This is a genomic window from Streptococcus mitis (assembly GCF_005144795.1).
Classification (GTDB): domain Bacteria; phylum Bacillota; class Bacilli; order Lactobacillales; family Streptococcaceae; genus Streptococcus; species Streptococcus mitis_BB.
In genome coordinates this window covers 220,944-244,387 of sequence record NZ_SWFJ01000001.1, presented here as the reverse complement: position 1 = coordinate 244,387, position 23,444 = coordinate 220,944, and the positions used below count along the sequence as shown (strand labels likewise).

Annotated in this window: 19 protein-coding genes and 1 pseudogene; 16 read left to right on the top strand and 4 right to left on the bottom strand. The window is 40.6% G+C overall.

Features of this window, described 5'->3' with window-relative positions; translation table 11 throughout:
- The 4 genes from FBF73_RS01165 to FBF73_RS01150 all read left to right on the top strand — a co-directional run bounded on the left by FBF73_RS01165 (position 1) and on the right by FBF73_RS01150 (position 5,203).
- A complete protein-coding gene (locus tag FBF73_RS01165) occupies positions 1-2,433 on the top strand; it encodes an ATP-dependent Clp protease ATP-binding subunit (RefSeq protein ID WP_136936714.1) in 2,433 nt (810 codons plus the stop codon).
- A gap of 147 nt (positions 2,434-2,580) precedes the next feature.
- On the top strand, positions 2,581-3,639 hold the full coding sequence (locus FBF73_RS01160; RefSeq protein WP_136936713.1) for an AAA family ATPase: 1,059 nt from the start codon (positions 2,581-2,583) through the stop codon (positions 3,637-3,639).
- A gap of 9 nt (positions 3,640-3,648) precedes the next feature.
- On the top strand, positions 3,649-4,428 hold the full coding sequence (gene pnuC / locus FBF73_RS01155) for a nicotinamide riboside transporter PnuC (RefSeq protein WP_136936712.1): 780 nt from the start codon (positions 3,649-3,651) through the stop codon (positions 4,426-4,428).
- Position 4,429: 1 nt separating this feature from the next.
- Positions 4,430-5,203 carry an NUDIX domain-containing protein gene (locus FBF73_RS01150; protein WP_136936711.1) on the top strand — a complete coding sequence of 258 codons (774 nt, stop codon included), beginning with the start codon at positions 4,430-4,432 and terminating at the stop codon, positions 5,201-5,203.
- A gap of 69 nt (positions 5,204-5,272) precedes the next feature.
- On the opposite strand, the gene FBF73_RS10070 is transcribed toward FBF73_RS01150, so the two are convergent.
- Positions 5,273-5,503, bottom strand: a complete 231-nt coding sequence (locus FBF73_RS10070) for a hypothetical protein (RefSeq protein ID WP_136936710.1) — start codon at positions 5,501-5,503, stop codon at positions 5,273-5,275.
- A gap of 287 nt (positions 5,504-5,790) precedes the next feature.
- Here FBF73_RS10070 and FBF73_RS01140 point away from each other — a divergent pair, with 287 nt between their 5' ends.
- Complete coding sequence (locus FBF73_RS01140; RefSeq protein WP_136936709.1) at positions 5,791-6,474, top strand: hypothetical protein; 684 nt, start codon at positions 5,791-5,793, stop codon at positions 6,472-6,474.
- A 71-nt stretch (positions 6,475-6,545) separates the two neighbouring features.
- Here the strand turns inward: FBF73_RS01140 and dusB are convergent, their stop codons facing one another.
- Positions 6,546-7,526 (bottom strand): tRNA dihydrouridine synthase DusB, encoded by a 981-nt coding sequence (gene dusB / locus FBF73_RS01135; protein ID WP_000183308.1) that lies wholly within the window; start codon positions 7,524-7,526, stop codon positions 6,546-6,548.
- Positions 7,513-8,385: an Hsp33 family molecular chaperone HslO gene (gene hslO / locus FBF73_RS01130; RefSeq protein ID WP_042751874.1), complete on the bottom strand. Its 873-nt coding sequence runs from the start codon at positions 8,383-8,385 to the stop codon at positions 7,513-7,515. Before hslO ends, dusB begins: the two co-directional genes overlap by 14 nt.
- A gap of 164 nt (positions 8,386-8,549) precedes the next feature.
- Here hslO and FBF73_RS01125 point away from each other — a divergent pair, with 164 nt between their 5' ends.
- The 4 genes from FBF73_RS01125 to FBF73_RS01110 all read left to right on the top strand — a co-directional run bounded on the left by FBF73_RS01125 (position 8,550) and on the right by FBF73_RS01110 (position 14,287).
- Positions 8,550-9,977 (top strand): helix-turn-helix domain-containing protein, encoded by a 1,428-nt coding sequence (locus FBF73_RS01125; protein ID WP_136936708.1) that lies wholly within the window; start codon positions 8,550-8,552, stop codon positions 9,975-9,977.
- A gap of 159 nt (positions 9,978-10,136) precedes the next feature.
- Entirely contained in the window at positions 10,137-11,645 is a 1,509-nt protein-coding gene (glpK, locus tag FBF73_RS01120; protein WP_000076797.1) for a glycerol kinase GlpK, read from the top strand.
- Positions 11,646-11,686: 41 nt separating this feature from the next.
- Complete coding sequence (glpO, locus tag FBF73_RS01115; RefSeq protein WP_136936707.1) at positions 11,687-13,513, top strand: type 1 glycerol-3-phosphate oxidase; 1,827 nt, start codon at positions 11,687-11,689, stop codon at positions 13,511-13,513.
- Positions 13,514-13,582: 69 nt separating this feature from the next.
- A complete protein-coding gene (locus FBF73_RS01110; protein WP_136936706.1) occupies positions 13,583-14,287 on the top strand; it encodes an MIP/aquaporin family protein in 705 nt (234 codons plus the stop codon).
- 103 nt (positions 14,288-14,390) lie between these two features.
- Here FBF73_RS01110 and FBF73_RS01105 read toward each other — a convergent pair.
- A pseudogene (locus FBF73_RS01105) lies at positions 14,391-15,724 on the bottom strand (IS3 family transposase).
- 373 nt (positions 15,725-16,097) lie between these two features.
- Here FBF73_RS01105 and dltB (FBF73_RS01100) point away from each other — a divergent pair.
- From dltB (FBF73_RS01100) to dltD (FBF73_RS01070), 7 genes are all read left to right on the top strand, one after another.
- A complete protein-coding gene (dltB, locus tag FBF73_RS01100) occupies positions 16,098-17,252 on the top strand; it encodes a D-alanyl-lipoteichoic acid biosynthesis protein DltB (RefSeq protein ID WP_136936705.1) in 1,155 nt (384 codons plus the stop codon).
- A 47-nt stretch (positions 17,253-17,299) separates the two neighbouring features.
- The gene (gene dltD, locus FBF73_RS01095) at positions 17,300-18,472 is read left to right on the top strand and encodes a D-alanyl-lipoteichoic acid biosynthesis protein DltD (RefSeq protein ID WP_136936704.1); all 1,173 of its coding nucleotides are present in this window, start codon (positions 17,300-17,302) and stop codon (positions 18,470-18,472) included.
- Positions 18,473-18,923: 451 nt separating this feature from the next.
- Positions 18,924-19,055 (top strand): teichoic acid D-Ala incorporation-associated protein DltX, encoded by a 132-nt coding sequence (locus FBF73_RS01090; protein WP_004262018.1) that lies wholly within the window; start codon positions 18,924-18,926, stop codon positions 19,053-19,055.
- A gap of 20 nt (positions 19,056-19,075) precedes the next feature.
- On the top strand, positions 19,076-20,626 hold the full coding sequence (gene dltA / locus FBF73_RS01085) for a D-alanine--poly(phosphoribitol) ligase subunit DltA (protein WP_136936703.1): 1,551 nt from the start codon (positions 19,076-19,078) through the stop codon (positions 20,624-20,626).
- On the top strand, positions 20,623-21,867 hold the full coding sequence (gene dltB, locus FBF73_RS01080; RefSeq protein ID WP_136936702.1) for a D-alanyl-lipoteichoic acid biosynthesis protein DltB: 1,245 nt from the start codon (positions 20,623-20,625) through the stop codon (positions 21,865-21,867). Before dltA ends, dltB (FBF73_RS01080) begins: the two co-directional genes overlap by 4 nt.
- Before the next feature lie 13 nt (positions 21,868-21,880).
- On the top strand, positions 21,881-22,120 hold the full coding sequence (gene dltC / locus FBF73_RS01075; protein ID WP_136936701.1) for a D-alanine--poly(phosphoribitol) ligase subunit DltC: 240 nt from the start codon (positions 21,881-21,883) through the stop codon (positions 22,118-22,120).
- The gene (gene dltD / locus FBF73_RS01070) at positions 22,113-23,381 is read left to right on the top strand and encodes a D-alanyl-lipoteichoic acid biosynthesis protein DltD (protein WP_136936700.1); all 1,269 of its coding nucleotides are present in this window, start codon (positions 22,113-22,115) and stop codon (positions 23,379-23,381) included. The genes dltC and dltD (FBF73_RS01070) overlap by 8 nt, the downstream gene beginning before the upstream one ends.
- Positions 23,382-23,444 lie beyond the last annotated feature (63 nt).

Genomic DNA, 23,444 nt, shown 5'->3' with positions numbered 1-23,444 from the left:
ATGAACTATTCAAAAGCATTGAATGAATGTATCGAAAGTGCCTACATGGTTGCTGGCCATTTTGGAGCTCGTTATCTAGAGTCTTGGCACTTGTTGATTGCCATGTCTAATCACAGTTATAGTGTGGCAGGGGCGACTTTAAATGATTATCCATATGAGATGGACCGTTTAGAAGAGGTCGCTTTGGAACTGACTGAAACGGACTATAGCCAGGATGAAACCTTTACGGAATTGCCATTTTCTCATCGTTTGCAGCTTCTTTTTGATGAAGCAGAGTATGTAGCGTCAGTGGTCCATGCTAAGGTGCTAGGGACAGAGCATATTCTCTATGCGATTTTACATGATGGCAATGCCTTGGCGACTCGTATCTTGGAGAGGGCTGGTTTTTCTTATGAAGACAAGAAAGATCAGGTTAAGATTGCTGCTCTTCGTCGAAATTTAGAAGAACGGGCAGGCTGGACTCGTGAAGACCTCAAGGCTCTACGCCAACGCCATCGTACAGTAGCTGATAAGCAAAATTCTATGGCTAATATGATGGGCATGCCCCAGACTCCGAGTGGTGGTCTCGAGGACTATACGCATGATTTGACAGAGCAAGCGCGTTCTGGCAAGTTAGAACCAGTCATCGGTCGGGATAAGGAAATCTCGCGTATGATTCAAATCTTGAGCCGTAAAACCAAGAATAATCCTGTCTTGGTTGGGGATGCTGGTGTCGGGAAAACAGCCTTGGCGCTTGGGCTCGCTCAGTGTATTGCTAGTGGTGATGTACCTGCGGAAATGGCTAAGATGCGCGTGTTAGAGCTTGATTTGATGAATGTCGTTGCAGGGACACGCTTCCGTGGTGACTTTGAAGAGCGAATGAACAATATCATAAAGGATATTGAAGAAGATGGCCAAGTCATCCTCTTTATCGATGAGCTCCATACCATCATGGGTTCTGGTAGTGGAATTGATTCAACTCTGGATGCGGCCAATATCTTGAAGCCAGCCTTGGCGCGTGGAACTTTGAGAACGGTTGGTGCCACCACTCAGGAAGAATACCAAAAACACATCGAAAAAGATGCGGCCCTTTCTCGTCGATTCGCCAAAGTGACGATCGAAGAGCCAAGTGTTGCAGACAGCATGACCATTTTGCAAGGCTTGAAGGCGACTTATGAGAAACATCACCGTGTGCAAATCACAGATGAAGCAGTTGAAACAGCCGTCAAGATGGCTCATCGTTACTTGACTAGTCGCCATTTGCCAGACTCTGCTATCGATCTCTTGGATGAGGCAGCAGCAACAGTACAAAATAAGGCTAAGCATGTAAAAGCAGACGATTCAGGTTTGAGTCCAGCTGACAAGGCCTTGATGGATGGTAAGTGGAAACAGGCAGCTCAGCTAATCGCAAGAGAAGAGGAAGTACCTGTTTATAAAGACTTGGTGACAGAGTCTGATATTTTGACCACCTTGAGTCGTTTGTCAGGTATCCCAGTCCAAAAACTGACTCAGACTGATGCTAAGAAATACCTGAATCTGGAAGCTGAACTGCACAAACGTGTCATCGGTCAAGATCAAGCTGTTTCAAGCATTAGCCGTGCCATTCGTCGCAACCAGTCAGGGATTCGCAGTCATAAGCGTCCGATTGGTTCCTTTATGTTCCTAGGACCTACAGGTGTCGGTAAGACCGAATTGGCCAAGGCTTTGGCAGAAGTTCTTTTTGACGATGAATCGGCCCTTATCCGCTTTGATATGAGTGAGTATATGGAGAAATTTGCAGCCAGTCGTCTCAATGGAGCTCCTCCGGGCTATGTGGGTTATGAAGAAGGTGGGGAGTTGACCGAGAAAGTTCGCAACAAACCATATTCCGTTCTCCTTTTTGATGAGGTTGAGAAGGCCCACCCAGACATCTTTAATGTTCTCTTGCAGGTCTTGGATGACGGTGTCTTGACTGATAGTAAGGGACGCAAGGTCGACTTTTCAAATACCATTATCATCATGACATCAAACCTTGGTGCGACAGCCCTTCGTGATGACAAGACAGTTGGATTTGGGGCAAAGGACATTCGTTTTGACCAGGAGAATATGGAAAAACGCATGTTCGAAGAGCTGAAAAAGGCTTATAGACCTGAGTTTATCAACCGTATTGATGAAAAGGTGGTCTTCCATAGCCTGTCTAGCGACCATATGCAGGAAGTGGTAAAGATTATGGTCAAACCTTTAGTGGCAAGTTTGGCTGAAAAAGGCATTGACTTGAAATTACAAGCTTCCGCACTGAAATTATTGGCAAATCAAGGATATGACCCAGAGATGGGAGCTCGTCCACTTCGCAGAACCCTGCAAACAGAAGTGGAAGACAAGTTGGCAGAACTTCTTCTCAAGGGAGATTTGGTGGCAGGCAGCACACTTAAGATTGGTGTTAAAGCAGGCCAGTTAAAATTTGATATTGCATAAAAATGGAGAATCAGGAGCAATCTTGGTTCTCTTTTTTGCTAGTTTTTTATAAAAAACAATAAAAAACTATTGACAAAACAAAAATATAGTTTATAATAAAAACATAGATAATGAAAATATCAAAAAATATAAAAAGGTAATAGGTTTATGAAAAAGAAAACAGCAGTGGTATTTGGAACCTTTGCTCCGCTTCATCAAGGTCATATCGATCTGATCCAGCGAGCCAAGCGGCAGTGTGACCGGGTCTGGGTTGTCGTTTCAGGCTATGAGGGAGATAGAGGGGAACAGGTAGGCTTAACGCTTCAAAAAAGATTTCGCTATATACGAGAGGCCTTTGGTGATGACGAGTTGACCTCTGTCTGCAAGTTAGATGAAACCAATCTTCCTCGTTACCCTATGGGCTGGCAGGAGTGGTTGAATCAAATGTTTGCAGAGATTTCCTATGATGAAAACCAGCAAGAACTAATTTTCTTTGTGGGAGAAGCAGACTACCAGCAAGAATTATCAAATCGTGGCTTTGAGACTGTCTTGCAAGAAAGAAAGTTTGGTATCTCAGCGACTATGATTCGAGAAAATCCAAGCAAATATTGGAAATATATTGCTCAACCCTTCCGACGTCAGTTTACAAAGAAAGTGTTGATTATGGGAAGTGCCAGCAATGGGAAGACCACTCTAGCCAAGGATTTGGCAAGGTATTACGATGCACCCGTCAGTCTGGAATACGCACGTGAGTACCAGATCAAAAACAATGTCCGCGACGATGAATTGACTCCAAAGGATTACTATTATCTGCTCTTGGGGCAGTATGACCAGACCTCTAAGTTAATCGATAGCAATGCCAATAGGGGACTGGTGATAGCAGACACCAACTCCTTAGTAACCAAGGGCTACTATGATTATTACATGGAGACTGAGGATCGAGGGGACTTATCGGGAGAGACTTTTGATAATCTCTTTGCCTCGATTTTGGCTAAGGAGAAATGGGACTTGATTCTCTTTGTGCAGCCTGTTGGCTCCTATGTCAATGACGGTTTTAGAGATATGACCATGGCAGAAGACCATATTCGTCATAGTTTTTCCCAGCATTTGGACCAGATGAGAGAGCGATATTTAACCAACATTCCTTTAGTTTATCTAGCAGAGGATTATCTAGGCAATTATGAAGCAGCAAAACTGGCTATTGATGCCATTTACCAAGCAGATTAGGAGAAAAATATGAAAAAACTAACTGAAAAAATCACACAATTTATCGAAAACTTTAAAAATGTCCATGCGGAAGCCCGCAAGATCGGTTTTGCAGGAATCATGAACCTGCTCTGGAAAGATCTTTTTGTCGGCCGTAGCCTCTTCCAGTGGTTATATCTCATCGTCCTGTCAAGTGTTCCCTTGATCTTGGAATTCACGCAAAATACAGAAAGTCATGACTGGATGAGCTTGTTTGCCTCTTGGACTGGGATTGTCTGTGTTATCTTGGTAGCAGAAGGACGTGCAAGTAATTATCTCTTCGGGGCTATTAACTCTGCTATCTATTTGATTTTGGCCATGAATGCGACTTTTTATGGTGAAGTTTTGACGACTGTTTACTTCTTTGTCATGCAGCCGATTGGTCTCTATGCTTGGCTGTCCAATCGTATCAATGACCAAGGAAAAGTAGAAGAATCTCACTTTGAAGCCAAGAAATTATCTGTGCTTGATTGGCTCAAGTACTTGGCTTTGACTGCTATCATTTGGATTGGTATGGGCTTGGCTTATCAAAGTATCCATAGTGCTCGCCCTTTCCGTGATAGTGTTACTGATGCGACCAATGGTGTTGGTCAGCTCTTGATGACACGTCTCTACCGTGAGCAATGGATTTTCTGGATTGCAACTAATCTCTTTAGTATTTATCTCTGGTGGGGTGAAAACATCCACATCCAAGGGATGTACTGGGTTTACACACTCAATAGTCTAGTAGGTTGGTACCAATGGACCAAGGCAGTTCGTAAGGAGGCATAAAATGGCGGACACGATGATTCCAGCAGGGATGACGGAAAGAGAATATTTTGAAATCCATGGCAGTCAGGAGGAGTTTTTGGATTGGTACTACAAGCAGGAACTTCCTCAATACGAAAAACCAAGTGTGACGGTGGATATGGTAGCCTACTGCTTTGTCGAAGGAAAAATCAAGCTTTTGCTAATCCGCCGCAAGGCTCACCCTTATCAAAATTGTTTGGCTCTGGTTGGAGGATTTATGGACAAGGGCGAAGATGCTACGCATGCCTGTCAGCGTGAGGTGAGAGAAGAAGTCAATCTCGATCTTCCTTTAGAAAAAATTGAACAATTGATGACCGTATCGACTCCCGGCCGTGACCCACGGGGCTGGACAGTGACCATTGCCCACTTGGTTTATCTGCCTAGTCGTGCATTAGAACTTGTTCAAGCAGGAGACGATGCCAAGGATGTCGTTTTCGTAGATGTGGATTTTCAGACGGGCAAGTGCTTCTTAAAGGGAGTAGAGTTGGAGGAGCAAGCCTTCGCTTTTGACCATTATGCCATTATCCAAGAATCTATCAAACGAATCCAAGGCCGTCTCGACTGGAATCCGACCTTCCTCTATCTGCTGGAGGAGGAGTTCACTGTCTATGAAGGGACTGAACTGGTCAATCTTATCAACCCTGGTCGTCCAATCGTCAGCAATAACTTTCTCGTAAAATACGGAGAATATGTAGAAGAAGTCGGACTCAAACGAGTGCCTAAAAAGAAACCAAGAAAAACCTATCGATTGAAATAAAGAGGTCGGGACAAAGTTCCCGACCTCTTTATTTGCCTTTATTAGTTTGATTTGCTGTTGCGACTGCTTTTATGGGTGGCTATCTTTCTTAGAATTGCTCATGATGCGAATGAATAAATCTTTGTATTTATATTTTAAATAGGTTTCGTGTAAGTACAATAAAGCTATATTTACAATAATAAAAATGGTTATTAAGTAAAATAAATCAAATGTAGTCTGAGAGTAGCGAATTGCAGACTGATAAGACCAGAAAGCTCCCAAAATCATCCAAGGAAGATACTTGTAATATTTGCTTAACATAAACCTATACCTCCTATATCCTAGTTCGCTATTATTATATTCCTTTGCAGTTAAAGATGCAAGCGATTACACAAGAGCGATTTAAAAAATTTTAAACAAAATAGGAATTTTTCTCTGTTTTTTCTATTAGATTACGAATAAAGGAGTAGGAGGAGTAAATGTATCTAAATTATGTGAGATTTTTAAAATAGTTTAGATAAATTGTTGACATATTCAAATTTGAATGTTACAATTATATTACAAAAAGATTTCTTTATATTTCTAAAATATTACAAAGGAGTAGAAAAATGAAAAAGAAAACCTATATCAAATTGATGACAGCAACTGTATTGGCTTCTACCTTGCTATTAGGAGCTTGTGGAAATAAAAAGGAAACAACTCAAGCAAGCAGTTCTGCTAAGACAAGCCAGTCATCAAGTTCTAAAGCAACTTCTTCTAACAAAGAAAGCAAGACTCAGAAGTCCTCAAGTTCAGCTTCATCTGAAAAGACTAAGGCGTCTACTGATCAATCTTCAGCAACTGCAACGCCATCACAAGCGGCTCCTGCACCAGAGCAAAGACAAGGTCAAGAAGTGGCTAGTCAACAAACTCCTGCTCAGACTCCTTCAACTCAACAAGCTCCTCAAGCCCAATCTAACCAATCAAGCTATGATCCTACAACTGACCGCAAACTTCAAGACAAACAAGCAGAGCAAAATAAACGCTACAAGGGTGTTTTAACCATGGTAGATGGTGATTTCTCAGCTGCAGCGGGCAATTGGAAGGGAGCAAATGGCGAAACCATCACAGTTTCATCAGGTGGTCAATTTACAGTAGAATCTTCTGATGGAAAGAAAGAAAATTACTCTATCAAAGGCTATTCTTATACTCTTGATGATGGTAAGTATAATGCCAAAATTGGTGGAGGAAAAATCATCCAAATTACAACAGGAGCGGATGGTAAGGTTTCCAGTGTTGCTTTGAATCAATAATAACCCTCCAGTATTTAAATTTTTACAATCAAAAACCCGTAACCTTTAAGAGAGTTACGGGTTTTAAACTATTAAGCCTTATCCAACTGCAATAGTGCCTCAATCTCTGCCAGAGTGCTAGCTTGTGAAATAGCTCCACGGAGTTTGGCTGCGCCAGATGTTCCACGGAGGTAGTGAGGAGCGAGGCCACGGAATTCACGAACTGCTACGTTTTCTCCTTTGAGGTTAATCAAGCGTTTCAAATGTTCGTAGGCGATTTTCATCTTGTCCTCAAAGGTCAAATCAGGTAGGATTTCTCCTGTTTCAAAATAATGGTTGATTTGGTTGAAGAGGTAAGGATTTCCCATGGCAGCGCGGCCAATCATGACTGCATCAGCACCTACTTCTTCGATGCGTTGCTTGGCTTCTTGAACTGTACGGATGTCACCATTAGCGATAAATGGAATCTTGGTCAGAGCTTGAGCGACCTTGTGAAGGGTCTCAAGGTCTGCGTGACCTGTATACATTTGCTCACGGGTACGGCCATGCATGGCGAGGGCAGAAACGCCTGCAGCTTCAGCAGCGAGAGCATTTTCAACTGCCAGAGATGGATCGGCCCAGCCGGTACGCATTTTGACAGTAAGTGGAATATCAAGGACAGATTGGACCTTGTTGATAATAGAGTAGATCTTGTCTGGGTCTTTGAGCCACATAGCGCCAGCTTCGTTCTTCACGATTTTGTTAACTGGGCAGCCCATGTTGATATCCACGATATCGGTCTTTGTGTTTTCTTGGATGAATTCGGCTGCGCGTGCTAGGCTGTCTTCATCGCTACCAAAAAGTTGGATAGAAACAGGGTTTTCGCCTTCATCGATATGAAGCATGTGCAGGGTTTTTTCGTTGTTGTATTGGATTCCCTTGTCAGAGACCATTTCCATGACAACGAGTCCAGCTCCGAGCTCTTTTGCGATGGTACGAAAGGCTGAGTTAGTCACACCAGCCATAGGTGCTAAAACGGTACGATTGGGAATCTCAACATTGCCAATCATAAAGGGTGTATTAAGATTTGTCACGAATGAGTTCCTCCAGGTCGTTTTCATCAAAGTTGTAAGTAGTTTGGCAGAATTGACAAGTGATTTCTGCCCCGTGGTCTTCCTCTTTCATTTCCTGTAGGTCTGAACTTGGAAGGCTGGCAAGAGCGTTCATAAAGCGTTCATGACTACAGTCACATTGGAAACGGATTTCTTCTTCAGAAAGACGCTTGTAGGCCTCGTCCCCGTAGATAGCCTTGAGGAGGGCTTCGATATGGTCTTCACTTTCCAGAAGGGTCGAGATAGCTGGCATTTCTTGGATGCGTTTCTCAAAACGGACAATCTCTTCTTCCTTGGCTCCCGGCAAGACTTGGACTAGGAAACCACCTGCAACCTTGACTTTGTCTTCTTCGTCCAAAAGGACATTGAGGCCGACTGCTGAAGGTGTTTGTTGGCTTTCAGTCAGGTAAAAGGCAAGGTCTTCACCAATTTCTCCAGAGATGAGAGGAGTCATAGAGTTGTAAGGATTTCCAGTACCGTAGTCTGTGATAACGAGGAATTGCCCATTTCCAACAAAAGGTCCGACTAGAACTTCACCAGTTGCAGTCTTTTTGATGTCAACACCAGGATTTTGAACGTAGCCTTTGACGTTCCCCTTGGTATCTGCGACGGTGATAATAGCACCTAGAGAACTAGATCCCAATACCTTCACTGTTAGTTTGGTATTTCCTTTTTCATTGGCTGCGAGAATCTGGCTAGCGATAAGAGTTCGACCAAGTGCTACAGTTGAGCTAGCTTGGGTTTGGTGTTTTTCTTGAGCAGTGCGGACGGTTTCTGTGCTGTCAAGGACAAAAGCACGAAAGGCTCCGCTTTCTGATATAGTTTTAATAATTTTATCCATAGCTACTATTTTAGCATAAAAATGCTCAAAGGGGGAGCCGTGTGCTTGTTGATTTTCAGCATAATGAACCAGGAAATTAGCATGAAAATAAAAAGAGAAACAGATTATTTCAGCATTTGTAAGATTTATGCTATGCTTAAGGTAGAAAATGAAAGGGGTAACAAATGTATTTAGGAGATTTGATGGAAAAGGCTGAATCTGGCCAATTTTCAATCCTTTCCTTTCTATTACAAGAGTCTCAGACGACCGTCAAGGCTGTAATGGAGGAAACAGGATTTTCAAAAGCAACCCTAACCAAATATGTCACCCTTCTCAATGACAAGGCTTTGGATAGTGGCTTAGAGCTGACTATCTCCTTAGAAGATGAAAATCTGCGCCTGTCAATCGGTGCAGCTACCAAAGGGAGAGATATCCGGAGCCTGTTTTTGGAGAATGCTGTTAAATACCAAATTTTAGTCTATCTTCTCTACCACCAACAGTTTTTAGCCCATCAGCTGGCTCAAGAATTGATGATTAGTGAGGCTACGCTTGGTCGCCACTTAGCTAGTTTAAATCAGATTTTGTCAGAATTTGACTTATCCATCCAAAATGGACGTTGGCGAGGTCCAGAGCATCAGATTCGTTACTTTTATTTTTGTCTTTTCCGCAAGGTCTGGTCCAGTCAGGAGTGGGAAAGTCATATGCAGAAAGCGGAGAGAAAGCAGGAAATTGCTACACTAGAAGAAATCTGCGGTGCGAATTTGTCTTCGGGGCAGAAATTAGATTTGATTCTCTGGGCTCATATCAGTCAACAACGTCTTCGGGTTAATGCCTGTCAGTTCCAAGTGATAGAAGAAAAAATGCGAGGATATTTTGACAATATTTTCTACCTTCGTTTGCATCGAAAGGCTTCGTCCTTTTTCGCTGGACAACACCTTCCTCTAGGAACTGAGGATGGGGAGATGATGATATTCTTCTCTTTCCTCCTATCTCATCGCATTCTTCCTCTTCATACTATGGAGTATATCCTTGGCTTTGGAGGGCAGTTGGCAGATTTGCTGACGCAATTGATTCAAGAAATGAAGAAGGAGGAGTTGCTGGGCGGTTATACAGAGGACCATGTCACCTATGAACTCAGTCAGCTTTGTGCTCAAGTCTATCTCTATAAGGGCTATATTTTACAGGATCGCTACAAGTACCAGTTAGAGAATCGCCATCCTTATTTGCTGATGGAACATGATTTTAAGGGGATAGCAGAGGAGATTTTTCATGTTCTACCTGCCTTTCAACAGGGGACGGATTTGGATAAGAAAATTCTCTGGGAATGGCTCCAGTTGATAGAATATATGGCTGAAAATGGTGGCCAGCATATGCGGATTGGTCTGGATTTGACATCTGGTTTTCTTGTCTTTTCAAGGATGGCAGCCATTTTGAAACGGTATTTGGAATACAATCGTTTTATCACCATTGAAGCCTATGACCGAACTCGGCATTATGATTTGCTGGTTACCAATAACCCGATTCATAAGAAGGAACAGACCCCAGTTTATTATTTAAAAAACGACTTGGATTTGGAAGATTTGGCAGGGATTCGTCAGTTATTATTCACTTAAAAGGCTTGGTTGTTCCAGGTCTTTTTTGTGAAATTTACACAATCTCCTCACATTTTTTTAAAAATTAAAAAAAGTTGATAAACAAGAAAGCGCTTTATTTTGTATACTAGTTACTGTAAAGAGGAGACATCCTCAAGATCATTATCAGGAGGACAGCACATGTCACAAGAAAAATACATCATGGCCATTGACCAGGGAACTACAAGCTCTCGTGCCATTATTTTCAATAAAAAAGGAGAAAAGGTCAGCTCTAGTCAAAAAGAGTTCACTCAGATTTTCCCTCAGGCAGGTTGGGTTGAGCACAATGCTAATGAAATTTGGAACTCTGTTCAGTCAGTTATTGCGGGTGCTTTCATCGAAAGTGGTGTGAAACCAAGTCAGATTGAAGCAATCGGAATTACCAACCAACGTGAAACAACGGTCGTTTGGGATAAGAAAACAGGCCTTCCTATCTACAACGCTATCGTTTGGCAGTCACGTCAGACAGCACCTTTGGCTGAACAACTAAAAAGTCAAGGTTATGTGGAAAAATTCCATGAAAAGACTGGTTTGATCATCGATGCTTACTTCTCTGCTACTAAGGTTCGTTGGATTTTGGATCATGTAGAAGGCGCTCAAGAGCGAGCAGAAAAAGGGGAATTGCTCTTTGGTACTATCGATACTTGGTTGGTTTGGAAATTGACTGACGGTGCGGCTCACGTGACCGACTACTCAAACGCAGCTCGTACCATGCTTTATAACATTAAAGAACTCAAATGGGATGATGAGATTTTGGAAATCCTCAACATTCCTAAGGCTATGTTACCAGAAGTTCGTTCTAACTCTGAAATCTACGGTAAGACAGCGCCATTCCATTTCTACGGTGGAGAAGTGCCAATCTCAGGTATGGCTGGTGACCAACAGGCAGCCCTCTTTGGACAGTTGGCCTTTGAACCTGGTATGGTTAAAAATACTTACGGAACAGGTTCTTTCATCATCATGAACACTGGGGAAGAGATGCAGTTGTCTGAAAATAACCTCTTGACAACGATTGGTTATGGTATTAACGGCAAGGTTTACTATGCCTTGGAAGGTTCAATCTTCATCGCAGGAAGTGCTATTCAGTGGCTTCGTGACGGTCTTCGCATGGTGGAAAATTCACCAGAATCTGAAAAATACGCTCGTGATTCTCACAACAACGATGAAGTTTATGTCGTTCCAGCCTTTACAGGTCTAGGTGCTCCATACTGGAACCAAAATGCCCGCGGTTCTGTCTTTGGCTTGACTCGTGGAACAAGTAAGGAAGACTTTATCAAGGCAACTCTTCAATCAATTGCTTATCAAGTGCGTGACATCATCGACACCATGCAAGTGGATGCTCAGACAGCTATCCAAGTCTTGAAAGTAGATGGTGGTGCAGCTATGAACAACTTCCTCATGCAGTTCCAAGCTGATATTTTGGGAATCGATATTGCACGCGCCAAAAACTTGGAAACAACAGCTCTAGGTGCAGCCTTCCTAGCTGGTTTGTCAGTGGGCTATTGGAAGGACTTGGATGAGTTGAAACTCTTGAACGAGACAGGAGAACTCTTTGAGCCATCCATGAACGAATCTCGCAAGGAACAACTCTACAAGGGCTGGAAGAAAGCTGTGAAAGCAACCCAAGTCTTTGCGGAAGTAGACGACTAATACTGGAAGAATAAAGCGACTTAGTTAGAAAGTGTGTAAATATGGAATTTTCAAAGAAAACACGTGAATTATCAATTAAAAAAATGCAGGAACGTACCCTGGACCTCTTGATTATCGGTGGAGGAATCACAGGGGCCGGTGTAGCCTTGCAGGCGGCAGCTAGCGGTCTTGAAACTGGTTTGATTGAAATGCAGGACTTTGCAGAAGGAACATCTAGCCGTTCAACAAAATTAGTTCACGGAGGTCTTCGATACCTCAAACAATTTGACGTAGAAGTTGTATCAGATACGGTTTCTGAACGTGCAGTGGTTCAACAAATAGCTCCACACATTCCAAAACCAGACCCAATGCTCTTACCAGTTTACGATGAAGATGGAGCTACCTTTAGCCTCTTCCGTCTTAAAGTAGCTATGGACTTGTACGACCTTTTGGCAGGTGTCAACAACACACCAGCTGCTAACAAGGTCTTGAGCAAGGAAGAAGTCTTGGAACGCCAGCCAAACTTGAAGAAAGAAGGTTTGGTAGGAGGTGGGGTTTACCTTGACTTCCGTAACAACGATGCGCGTCTCGTGATTGAAAACATTAAACGTGCTAACCAAGACGGTGCTCTCATTGCCAACCACGTGAAGGCAGAAGGCTTCCTCTTTGAAGAAAGTGGCAAGATTACAGGTGTGGTAGCTCGTGATTTGTTGACAGACCAAGTCTTTGAAATCAAGGCTCGTCTGGTTATCAACACAACAGGTCCTTGGAGCGATAAGGTGCGCAATTTGTCTAATAAGGGAACACAATTCTCACAAATGCGTCCAACTAAGGGAGTTCACTTGGTAGTGGATTCAAGCAAAATCAAGGTTTCACAGCCAGTTTACTTTGACACAGGTTTGGGTGATGGCCGTATGGTCTTTGTTCTCCCACGTGAAAACAAGACTTACTTTGGTACAACGGATACAGACTACACAGGTGACTTGGAACATCCAAAAGTAACTCAAGAAGATGTAGACTACCTACTTGGTATTGTCAATAACCGCTTCCCAGAAGCCAACATTACCATTGATGATATTGAAAGTAGTTGGGCAGGTCTTCGTCCATTGATCGCAGGCAATAGCGCTTCTGACTACAATGGAGGAAATAACGGTACAATCAGTGATGAAAGCTTTAACAACTTGATTGCGACTGTTGAATCTTATCTCTCTAAAGAAAAAACGCGTGAAGATGTTGAGTCTGCTGTCAGCAAGCTTGAAAGCAGTACCTCTGAGAAGCATTTGGATCCATCTGCAGTTTCACGTGGTTCGAGCTTGGACCGAGATGACAATGGCCTCTTGACCCTTGCTGGTGGTAAAATCACAGACTACCGTAAGATGGCTGAAGGAGCTATGGAGTGCGTGGTTGACATCCTCAAAGCAGAATTTGACCGTAGCTTTAAACTCATCAATTCTAAGACTTACCCTGTTTCAGGTGGAGAATTGAACCCAGCAAATGTAGACTCAGAAATCGAAGCCTTTGCGCAACTTGGAGTGTCACGTGGATTGGATAGCAAGGAAGCTCATTATCTCGCAAATCTTTACGGTTCAAATGCACCGAAGGTCTTTGCCCTTGCTCACAGCTTGGAACAAGCACCAGGACTCAGCTTGGCAGATACTTTATCACTTCACTATGCAATGCGCAATGAGTTGGCTCTTAGCCCAGTTGACTTCCTCCTTCGTCGTACCAACCACATGCTCTTTATGCGTGATAGTTTGGATAGCATCGTTGAGCCAGTTTTAGATGAAATGGGACGATTCTATGACTGGACAGAAGAAGAAAAAGCAGCTTACCGTGCGGATGTCGAATCAGCTCTTGCTAACAACGATTTAGCAGAATTAAAAAATTAAGAAAAAATAAAAGAGGTGGAGGGCAGAACTCCTTGTCGCCCGCCCCTTATTTTTAATGGAGACAGAAAGATGATGAATGAATTATTTGGAGAATTCCTAGGAACTTTAATCCTAATTCTTCTAGGAAATGGTGTTGTTGCAGGTGTGGTTCTTCCAAAAACCAAGAGCAACAGTGCAGGATGGATTGTGATTACCATGGGTTGGGGGATTGCAGTTGCGGTTGCAGTATTTGTATCTGGGAAGCTCAGTCCAGCTCATTTAAACCCAGCTGTGACCATCGGTGTGGCCTTAAAAGGTGGTCTGCCTTGGGCTTCCGTTTTCCCTTACATCCTAGCCCAGTTCGCAGGGGCTATGCTGGGTCAGATTTTGGTTTGGTTGCAATTCAAACCTCACTACGAAGCAGAAGAAAACGCAGGAAATATTTTGGCTACTTTCAGCACAGGACCAGCCATCAAAGATACTGTGTCAAACTTGATTAGCGAAATCCTTGGAACCTTTGTTTTGGTATTGACAATCTTTGCATTGGGTCTTTACGATTTTCAGGCAGGTATCGGAACCTTTGCAGTAGGTACCTTGATTGTCGGTATCGGTCTATCACTAGGCGGGACAACAGGTTATGCCTTGAACCCTGCGCGTGACCTTGGACCTCGTATTATGCACAGCATCCTTCCAATTTCAAACAAGGGGGACGGAGACTGGTCTTATGCTTGGATTCCAGTTGTGGGACCTGTTATCGGTGCAGCCTTGGCCGTGCTTGTATTTTCAGTTTTCTAAGATATTAAAACTCAATTATCCATACCTTAATAAACATAACTTATAAAAAACGACCAGAATAAGGAGCACTTTTGTACTGACTCCCAAAAGTTAGACAATTAATTTATCCGAAGGATTTAGTTCTGTACTGCACAGGACTGAGTCCTTTTAGTTTAACCTTAATTCGTTTGTTGTTGTAGTAATCAATATAGTCTACAATGGCTTGTTCCAATTACTTAAGCGACTGACATGACTTCTCATAACCATAAAACATCTCCGATTTCAGAATGCCAAAGAAGGACTCCATCATACCGTTGTCTGGGCTGTTACCCTTGCGCGACATAGATGCTCCAGGAACCGATGATAAGAATCGTGTTGGTATTGCCAATCTTGGTCACTATGGAGAATCGTATCCTCGTAGTGTTTCTCTGTGAAGGCCTGTTCCAACATCGTTTTTACTTGTTCTAAATTAGGAGAACAAGAAAGATTAAAAGCAATAATTTCGCTGTTAAAGTCATCTAAAAACAGGCGATAAATATAATTTCTGCGAGCTATTTGAAATGGCAAACTCTGTCACATCCGTATAACACTTTTCCATTGGTTTGGCTGCTTCAAATTGGCGTTGAATAAGCTTATCTACTTTCTTGTCAACGTCTCCTTTATGAGAAGAATATTTTCGTTTCTGTCGCATTTTAGCTTGTAAATTGAGTACTTTCATCAAGCGTTGAACTCTTTTCTGATTTACCAGATAACCACGATTTCTTAGTTCTAAATGAATCCGACGATAACCATAATTTCCCTTGTGTTCGATAAAAATGGATTGAATTTCAGCTTTAAGCTCTTGGTCCTTATCTGCTTTGTCTAGTTGTTTCAAGTGATAGTAGTAGGTCGAACGAGCTAGTTTAATGGCTTTTAGAAGAATATCTAACGAAAACTCAGTCATTAATTCTTGAACAATTTCTGTCTTTCTTCTTTCTCTTTTTTCTCCTTCAATCGGAGTTCTCTCAACTTTTTTAGGATGGCATTCTCCGCTCTCAGGTACTCATTTTCTGCTTGAAGACGTTCTAATTCTGTCCTCTTTTCAGGTCTCGTTTTTGGCTTACGTCCCATTTTAGGTACTCTCCCTCTTGATTTCTCAACAATAGTATACCCATTTTTCTTGTATTGTGCTAGCCAATTAAGAAGTATCGTACGACTTGGGAGGCCGTATTCAAGAGAAACTCTATCTTTAGTCCAGCCTTCATGTAAGACTTTATGAATCATTTCTTGTTTTAAATCAGGAGAATAGTAACGATTTTTTCCTTTTTTGACGAACTCCATTCCGTAACGATCAATCAATTTAATCATATACCTAAGATTAGAATTATTTATCCCAAATTTATTTGAAAGCTTCTCTAAGCTATAGCCTTGTTTTCTAAGTTCATAGATCTGAACTTTATCATCATAAGTTAATTTCAAGATAAAAACACCCCAAAAGTTAGATTTTTTCTGTCTAACTTTTGGGGTGCAGTTCAATTTCTCACTTCATTTTGGTCGTTTTGATTTTTTAAGTTTATATACTGGTGTTGATTACTATTTCAGCTAAAAAGGCAGAATTCTTCACTGGTTCCTTCATCAATTTTTTGTTCTTGAATTTTATTTATTGTGTAAATAATTTTGTTTCATTGCTAAGAGTCGGTTGAATTTTTTATTTTAGGGAATTAGATAATAGAAGTATTTATAGTTTTTAAATTATGATATAATGAATAAAGTTAATTATCCTTGGTAATATGATAGGAACTAATCCTAAAAAGATAAATCAAGAGATGAGAAAAAAAGGAGTTTGGCTGGTATGAATTATTTCGAGGGGAATGAGTTTTTTCTTCTTTTGTTTGCAGTTTTACTGATTGGTTTTGTGGTAAACTTTTTTGAAAAACGTAAGGACTACTATATTTTGGCGCTCTCCCTCTTATTTGCAGGAGCTATTTATGGCAAGAGTAGAGCAATGATTGTCTATTTACTCGCCTTTGTCGTTTATCAATATTTTCTAGTTTTTCTAGCACAGAGTATAGAAGTAAAGCGAATGAAACCTCTGATTTTCCTTTCTATTCTTCCTTTAGTGATCAATAAAGTTTTTGCCCTGACTTCTCTGCATTTGTTGGCCTTTATTGGAATTTCTTACATGTCCTTTAAGACCATTCAGATTATGCTAGAAATATCGGATGGCTTGATTAAAGAAAAAATCAGTGTAAAAGATTATTTACAGTTTTTGCTCTTTTTTCCAACAGTTAGTGCTGGTCCGATTGATCGGAGTAGGAGATTTTTAAAAGAGATAAACGATGTCATGCCACGAAAAGAGTATCTAGAGTTGGCAGGTGACGGTGTTTATCGTATCGTTCTAGGCCTTCTTTACAAGGTTGTTTTATCAACCTATGTGTACCAGATATTACTCGCTCTAAGCAATACTGGCACAGTCGTTTACTCAATCAAATATATGTACCTCTATACCTTGTATATGTTCTTCGACTTTGCAGGCTATAGTCTAATGGCTGTCGGAAGTAGTAACATTCTAGGTATTCAGACACCGATGAACTTTAACAAACCTTTCTTGAGTGTCGATATCAAGGATTTCTGGACCAGATGGCATATCACTTTGTCGACCTGGTTGAGAGATTTTGTATTTTCAAGAGTATTGATGCAGGTTATCAGGAAACAATGGTTTAAAAATAGACTACACAATGCAATCTACGCCTATATGGTCAATATGTTGGTCATGGGTTTTTGGCATGGTCTTAGTGTTAGCTACATTGTTTATGGTTTTTATCATGGTGTCTTGATGGCTGGATTTGAAGTGTATCAAAAGAAAAGTAATTTTTATAAGAAAAATAAAAATAAAAATTGGTATAAGTTACTAAGTTGGTTTGTAACCATGAATTTGGTTATGATTGGTTTCTTTATCTTTTCAGGTGAACCCTATAAAATCTTACTTACGATTTTAAAGAGATAAGAAATTGAAAAGAGATTGGACGGATCGAAGGGATAGGATAAAACTAGATGATTAAACTAAAAGCATTTTTGCTATCGCTTGTGCTCGTAATTGCGACGCTTGCCCTTTTAAATGTGACATACGTCAAGAAGATTGATGATTATTATAAAGTAAAGGATAACAGTATTCGCTACAGCACTTCGTATGAAAAGTATAAAAGTAGAGATATTCTGACAAGCAATATTACTCCCAATACATTTGTTTTATTGGGATCATCTGAGTTGGTTGCGACGATAAATGAAGACTATCATCCCAATAAAATTTTTAACTACAACGATTTTAATATCATGCAGATTGGGACCAGTTATTCACAAAACATCATTCAGGCTACGACCTTGGGTTCTATTGAGGGATCTATGACTAAGAGAAAAGTGGCTATAATAGAGTCGGTTCAGTGGTTTGAAAAAGATGGGACTCATCAAGATGCCTTTTTGAACAAGGCTTCTCAGGAACATATTTTCCATATGCTAGGTAATGATAAGATTAGTAAGGAAACGAAAGAAAAACTAATCAATCGCATTATCGAAATTACCAAGGGGAACAAGCAACAAAATGACATCTACAAAAAATACAAAAGTTATTTTATAGATGAGAAAGGAATGATTGTTGATAAAAAACTATTGGAGTTAGATAATGCGATTTATTCCTTTAAACTCAAACAGACTTTTTATCAAAAACATGCCAAATCAGATTATCCTTCACTAGGGGATAAAACCCCAGACTATGATTGGGAAGAAATGACGAATCAGTTTGTAGAAGAGGTCAAAAAGAAAACAGACAATAATGATTATGCTGTTGATAATAACTACTACAATACCTACTTAAAAGATCGCTATGTATCTCTGAAAGATTCTAATAAAGATTTGAGCTATCTGGAGTCGCCAGAGTATTCAGATATGGAACTTTTCTTGACAGTTGCCAAGGAATTGGGAATTGAAGTTGAAGTCATTATTTTTCCAGTAAACGGGAAATGGAATGACTACACAGGTGTCTCAAGAGAGATGAGAGAGAAAACTTATAAAAAAATAGAAGATATCGCAAAAAGCCATGGTGCAACGGTATTAAACTACGGAAACAGAGAGTATGATGATTACTTTTTATTTGATGTGATGCACGTTGGAGTGAAAGGATGGATGGAAGTTGAAAAAGAACTTTACAAATTTGCAAACCAAGATAACTAACACACACAGTTTAATCTTGTGGACGCTATTTTTCTATACGGTTATCTTAAGCATCGTGATTTATTGTTTTGTAACCGATTTTTCAAACATTCAAGAATTTATCTATAGTGAATTCTAGGATCACATACTATAAAAATCTCTAGATAAAGGGAACTGCACTGATAAAGTGAGACATAAGATAAGGCTCTATAATATTTATAGTGGAGAAATCCTATATAGGTAGTATGGAGCCTATTTTGTTGTAGTCCCCATATAATCTATACTGAAAAGCATTCGAGATATCATTAGAAAGAATCATATGGAACAAATTAATGTTACTGAAACGTAGTGAAAATAGACGGGTAAACAATTGAAAAACTAGTCTATAAAGTGGTATAATAGCAGAAAAATAAATTAGTAAGAAATTGATTTTATTTTAGCGAAAAATTACAGAAATGAATGGTTTTTCTTGATGAAACAGAGAAAAGAATTGTACCTCTTTTTTGGTCGGACAGCCTTGTATTTTATTATCTTTCTAGGGCTACTTTACTTTTTTAGCTATCTTGGTCAGGGTCAAGGAAGCTTTATCTATAATGAATTTTAACTTGAAGGAGAATCCTTATTATGTCAAATAAACCAATAGTAGATATGATTGAAACCATTGAGCATTTTGCTCAGACCCAGCCTAGCTATCCTGTTTACAATGTTTTGGGACAGGAACACACCTATGGAGATTTGAAAGCTGATTCGGATAGTTTGGCTGCAGCCATCGATCAACTGGATTTACCAGAGAAGTCTCCTGTGGTTGTTTTTGGTGGCCAAGAATATGAAATGTTGGCAACCTTTGTAGCGCTGACTAAGTCAGGTCATGCCTACATTCCCATTGACAGCCATTCGGCCTTGGAGCGAGTTTCAGCTATTTTAGAAGTAGCAGATCCAAGCTTGATTATTGCCATTTCAGACTTTCCATTGGAGCAGATTTCTACACCGATGTTGAATCTAGCTCAGGTTCATGAAGCCTTTGCTCAAGGGCCTAGCTATGAGATCGCGCATCCAGTCAAGGGAGATGATAACTACTACATTATCTTTACTTCTGGTACGACTGGTAAGCCAAAGGGAGTGCAGATTTCACATGATAATCTCCTCAGCTTTACCAACTGGATGATTACGGACAAGGAATTTGCGACGCCAAGTCGTCCGCAAATGTTGGCTCAGCCACCTTATTCTTTTGACTTGTCTGTCATGTATTGGGCTCCGACCTTGGCACTGGGAGGAACTCTTTTTGCCTTACCATCTGTCATCACTCAGGACTTTAAGCAACTCTTTGCGACCATCTTTTCATTGCCAATCGCTATCTGGACTTCAACACCATCCTTTGCGGATATGGCCATGTTGTCTGAAGACTTCAACAGCGAGAAAATGCCAGGTATCACGCATTTCTACTTTGATGGTGAAGAATTGACGGTTAAAACAGCTCAAAAACTGCGCGAACGTTTCCCAAATGCTCGTATTATCAATGCCTACGGTCCAACAGAAGCGACAGTAGCCCTATCAGCTGTTGCCGTGACAGACGAAATGCTAGCGACTCTCAAACGCCTACCAATCGGATATACCAAGGCTGATTCTCCAACCTTTATCATTGACGAGGAAGGCAATAAATTGCCAAATGGCGAACAGGGAGAAATCATTGTTTCTGGACCAGCCGTTTCAAAAGGTTATCTGAACAATCCTGAAAAAACAGTGGAAGCCTTCTTTGAGTTTGAAGGACTGCCAGCCTATCACACAGGCGATGTGGGAACCATGACAGATGAGGGCTTGCTTCTCTACGGCGGACGCATGGACTTTCAGATTAAGTTCAACGGTTACCGCATTGAGTTAGAAGATGTCTCTCAAAACCTCAACAAGTCTCGCTTTATCGATTCTGCTGTTGCAGTACCGCGCTATAACAAGGACCACAAGGTACAAAATTTGTTGGCCTATGTCATCTTAAAAGATGGTGTTCGTGAGCAGTTTGAACGTGATATCGATATTACCAAGGCTATCAAGGAAGACTTGACAGATATTATGATGTCTTATATGATGCCGTCCAAATTCCTTTATCGAGACAGTTTGCCACTGACTCCAAATGGGAAAATTGACATCAAAGGATTGATTAATGAGGTAAATAGGAGATGATGGAGTTCTTTAAACAGCTTCATCATTTAGAGCCGTATGGCAATCCTCAGTATTTTGTTTATGTGATTGCTGCAACCTTGCCCATCTTTATCGGTCTCTTTTTCAAGAAACGCTTTGCCTGGTATGAAGTGCTGGTTAGCCTCTTCTTTATCGTCACCATGTTGGTGGGTGGGAAGACTAATCAGTTGGTTGCCTTGGGTATTTATCTGTGCTGGGAAATATTGCTCCTGCTCTTCTATAAGCACTATCGAAAAAGTAAGGATGGGAAGTGGGTCTTCTACCTAGTTAGTTTTCTGTCCCTACTGCCGATTGTCTTTGTCAAGGTGCAGCCGGCTATCAATGGAACGCAGTCTTTGCTTGGTTTTTTGGGAATTTCTTACCTGACCTTTCGTTCGGTTGGGATTATCATCGAGCTGAGAGATGGAGTGATTAAGGATTTTACCCTCTGGGAATTCCTCCGTTTTCTTCTCTTCATGCCGACTTTTTCAAGTGGCCCAATCGATCGCTTTAAGCGATTTAATGAAAATTATCAGACCATTCCTGAGCGGGATGAGTTGATAGATATGCTGGAAGAGGCTGTCAAGTATATTATGCTTGGCTTTCTATATAAGTTTATCATAGCTCACATTTTAGGAGAGATTTTATTACCTCCTCTGAAGAATCTAGCCCTGCAGACAGGTGGCTTTTTTAACCACTATGCCTTGGCAGTTATGTATACCTTTGGTCTAGAACTTTTCTTTGACTTTGCAGGCTACTCTATGTTTGCCTTGGCAATCTCAAACTTAATGGGGATTCATAGTCCAATTAACTTCAACAAGCCTTTTTTATCTAGGGATTTAAAAGAGTTTTGGAATCGCTGGCACATGAGTCTGTCTTTCTGGTTCCGTGACTTTGTCTTTATGCGAATGGTCATGGTGTTGACCAGAAAGAAGGTCTTTAAGAATCGCAATGTAACCTCAAGTGTGGCCTATATTGTAAATATGCTGATTATGGGATTTTGGCATGGAGTGACCTGGTACTATATCGCCTATGGCCTCTTTCATGGATTAGGCTTGGTTATTAATGATGTTTGGATTCGCAAGAAAAAAACGCTCAATAAGGAACGGAAAAAAGCAGGGAAAGCTGCTCTACCTGAGAATCGCTGGATTCAGTTGCTTGGCATGGTTGTCACCTTCCATGTCGTCATGCTGTCATTCTTAATCTTTTCTGGATTTTTGAATGATTTATGGTTTAAAAAATAAAAGGAAATAAAATATGGATATCAAATCAGAAGTTATCGAAATTATTGATGAGTTGTTTATGGAAGATGTTTCTGACATGATGGATGAAGATCTTTTTGATGCAGGTGTCTTGGATAGTATGGGAACGGTTGAGTTGATTGTGGAGATTGAAAACCGTTTTGCTATTCGTGTCCCTGTTACAGAGTTTGGTCGCGACGACTGGAATACGGCTAATAAAATCGTAGCTGGTATTGTGGAGCTACAAAATGCTTAAACGCTTATGGTTAATCTTTGGGCCTCTGTTTCTTGCTAGTTTTCTTGTCTTATTATTGATTTATTTCTATCCTGGTAATCAAAGTCATAATTTGTTAGAAGAAAAACATTCTGCGGCTGCAATTAGCACGGAAAGTTTTAAAGAAAGAAGTCAAAAGGTTAGGGCTCTTTCAGATCCTAATATGCGTTTTATCCCCTTTTTTGGTTCAAGTGAGTGGATTCGTTTTGATAGTATGCATCCTGCTGTATTAGCTGAAAAGTATAATCGTTCTTATCGTCCATATTTTTTGGGTCAGGCGGGGGCGGCTTCTCTCAATCAGTACTTTGGTATGCAACAAATTTTGCCAGAAATTGAGAATAAACAGGCGGTATTTGTGATTTCTCCTCAGTGGTTTACAGAAGAAGATTACGAGCTTGCATCCTTTCAAAATTATTTTAATAATGATCAGTTGACGGCTTTTTTGGAAAATCAAACAGGAGATATAGCTGCGAAACACGCGGCCAAACGTATCTTAAAGCAAAATCCAGACTTATCTATGAAAAGTATTGTTCAGAAGTTGGAAAAGGGAGAGGAACTGTCAGAAGTTGATCATGCTCTCATTAAAGCATTTGCCCGATTCAATGAGAGACAGGCTTCTCTATTTGGTCAGTTCTCCATTAGAGGAACACTCAAATATAAGGAACATGTGGAGAATTATTTAAAAGATCTTCCAGATCAATTTTCTTACCAAGAGTTAGAAAAAATTGCTCGAAAGGATGCAGAAGCAAGTACGACCAATAATGATATGGGGATGGAAAATCAATTTTATAAGACCCAAATTAAAGACTACATCAAGAGATATAAGGGCTATCAAAAGAATTACAGCTTCCTAAAATCATCTGAATATAATGATTTACAGTTGGTTCTCAATCAATTTGCAAAATCGAAAGTTAATGTCCTCTTTGTCATCCAACCTGTCAACAAGAAATGGATGGACTACACAGGGCTTAGAGAAGATATGTACCAGCATGCAGTGGAGAAAATTCGTTACCAATTAGAAAGTCAAGGTTTCACTAATATTGCTGACTTTTCAAAAAATGGAGGGGATCCTTATTTTATTAAGGATACCATTCACCTAGGTTGGTTGGGTTGGCTTGCTTTTGATAAGGCAGTTGATCCTTTCCTATCCAATCCCACGCAAGCTCCGACTTACCATCTGAATGAACGCTTTTTTAGCAAAGACTGGGCGACTTATGATGGAGATGTTAAGGAATTTCAATAAATTGATTAAAAGCTTGAATTTTTTAGTTCAGGCTTTTTTGTTAAATGGCGAATATTTTAGTAA

Excerpts from the sequence above, each read along its gene's own strand:
- glpK (WP_000076797.1), top strand. The coding sequence starts at position 10,137 with ATGTCACAAGAAAAATACATCATGGCCATTGACCAGGGAACTACAAGC.
- FBF73_RS01140 (WP_136936709.1), top strand. The coding sequence starts at position 5,791 with ATGAAAAAGAAAACCTATATCAAATTGATGACAGCAACTGTATTGGCT.
- FBF73_RS01125 (WP_136936708.1), top strand. The coding sequence starts at position 8,550 with ATGTATTTAGGAGATTTGATGGAAAAGGCTGAATCTGGCCAATTTTCA.
- FBF73_RS01150 (WP_136936711.1), top strand. The coding sequence starts at position 4,430 with ATGGCGGACACGATGATTCCAGCAGGGATGACGGAAAGAGAATATTTT.
- FBF73_RS01110 (WP_136936706.1), top strand. The coding sequence starts at position 13,583 with ATGATGAATGAATTATTTGGAGAATTCCTAGGAACTTTAATCCTAATT.
- dltB (WP_136936702.1), top strand. The coding sequence starts at position 20,623 with ATGATGGAGTTCTTTAAACAGCTTCATCATTTAGAGCCGTATGGCAAT.
- FBF73_RS01165 (WP_136936714.1), top strand. The coding sequence starts at position 1 with ATGAACTATTCAAAAGCATTGAATGAATGTATCGAAAGTGCCTACATG.
- FBF73_RS10070 (WP_136936710.1), bottom strand. The coding sequence starts at position 5,503 with ATGTTAAGCAAATATTACAAGTATCTTCCTTGGATGATTTTGGGAGCT.
- dltC (WP_136936701.1), top strand. The coding sequence starts at position 21,881 with ATGGATATCAAATCAGAAGTTATCGAAATTATTGATGAGTTGTTTATG.
- dltA (WP_136936703.1), top strand. The coding sequence starts at position 19,076 with ATGTCAAATAAACCAATAGTAGATATGATTGAAACCATTGAGCATTTT.
- dltB (WP_136936705.1), top strand. The coding sequence starts at position 16,098 with ATGAATTATTTCGAGGGGAATGAGTTTTTTCTTCTTTTGTTTGCAGTT.
- glpO (WP_136936707.1), top strand. The coding sequence starts at position 11,687 with ATGGAATTTTCAAAGAAAACACGTGAATTATCAATTAAAAAAATGCAG.
- FBF73_RS01160 (WP_136936713.1), top strand. The coding sequence starts at position 2,581 with ATGAAAAAGAAAACAGCAGTGGTATTTGGAACCTTTGCTCCGCTTCAT.
- dltD (WP_136936704.1), top strand. The coding sequence starts at position 17,300 with ATGATTAAACTAAAAGCATTTTTGCTATCGCTTGTGCTCGTAATTGCG.
- dltD (WP_136936700.1), top strand. The coding sequence starts at position 22,113 with ATGCTTAAACGCTTATGGTTAATCTTTGGGCCTCTGTTTCTTGCTAGT.
- FBF73_RS01090 (WP_004262018.1), top strand. The coding sequence starts at position 18,924 with ATGAAACAGAGAAAAGAATTGTACCTCTTTTTTGGTCGGACAGCCTTG.
- pnuC (WP_136936712.1), top strand. The coding sequence starts at position 3,649 with ATGAAAAAACTAACTGAAAAAATCACACAATTTATCGAAAACTTTAAA.
- hslO (WP_042751874.1), bottom strand. The coding sequence starts at position 8,385 with ATGGATAAAATTATTAAAACTATATCAGAAAGCGGAGCCTTTCGTGCT.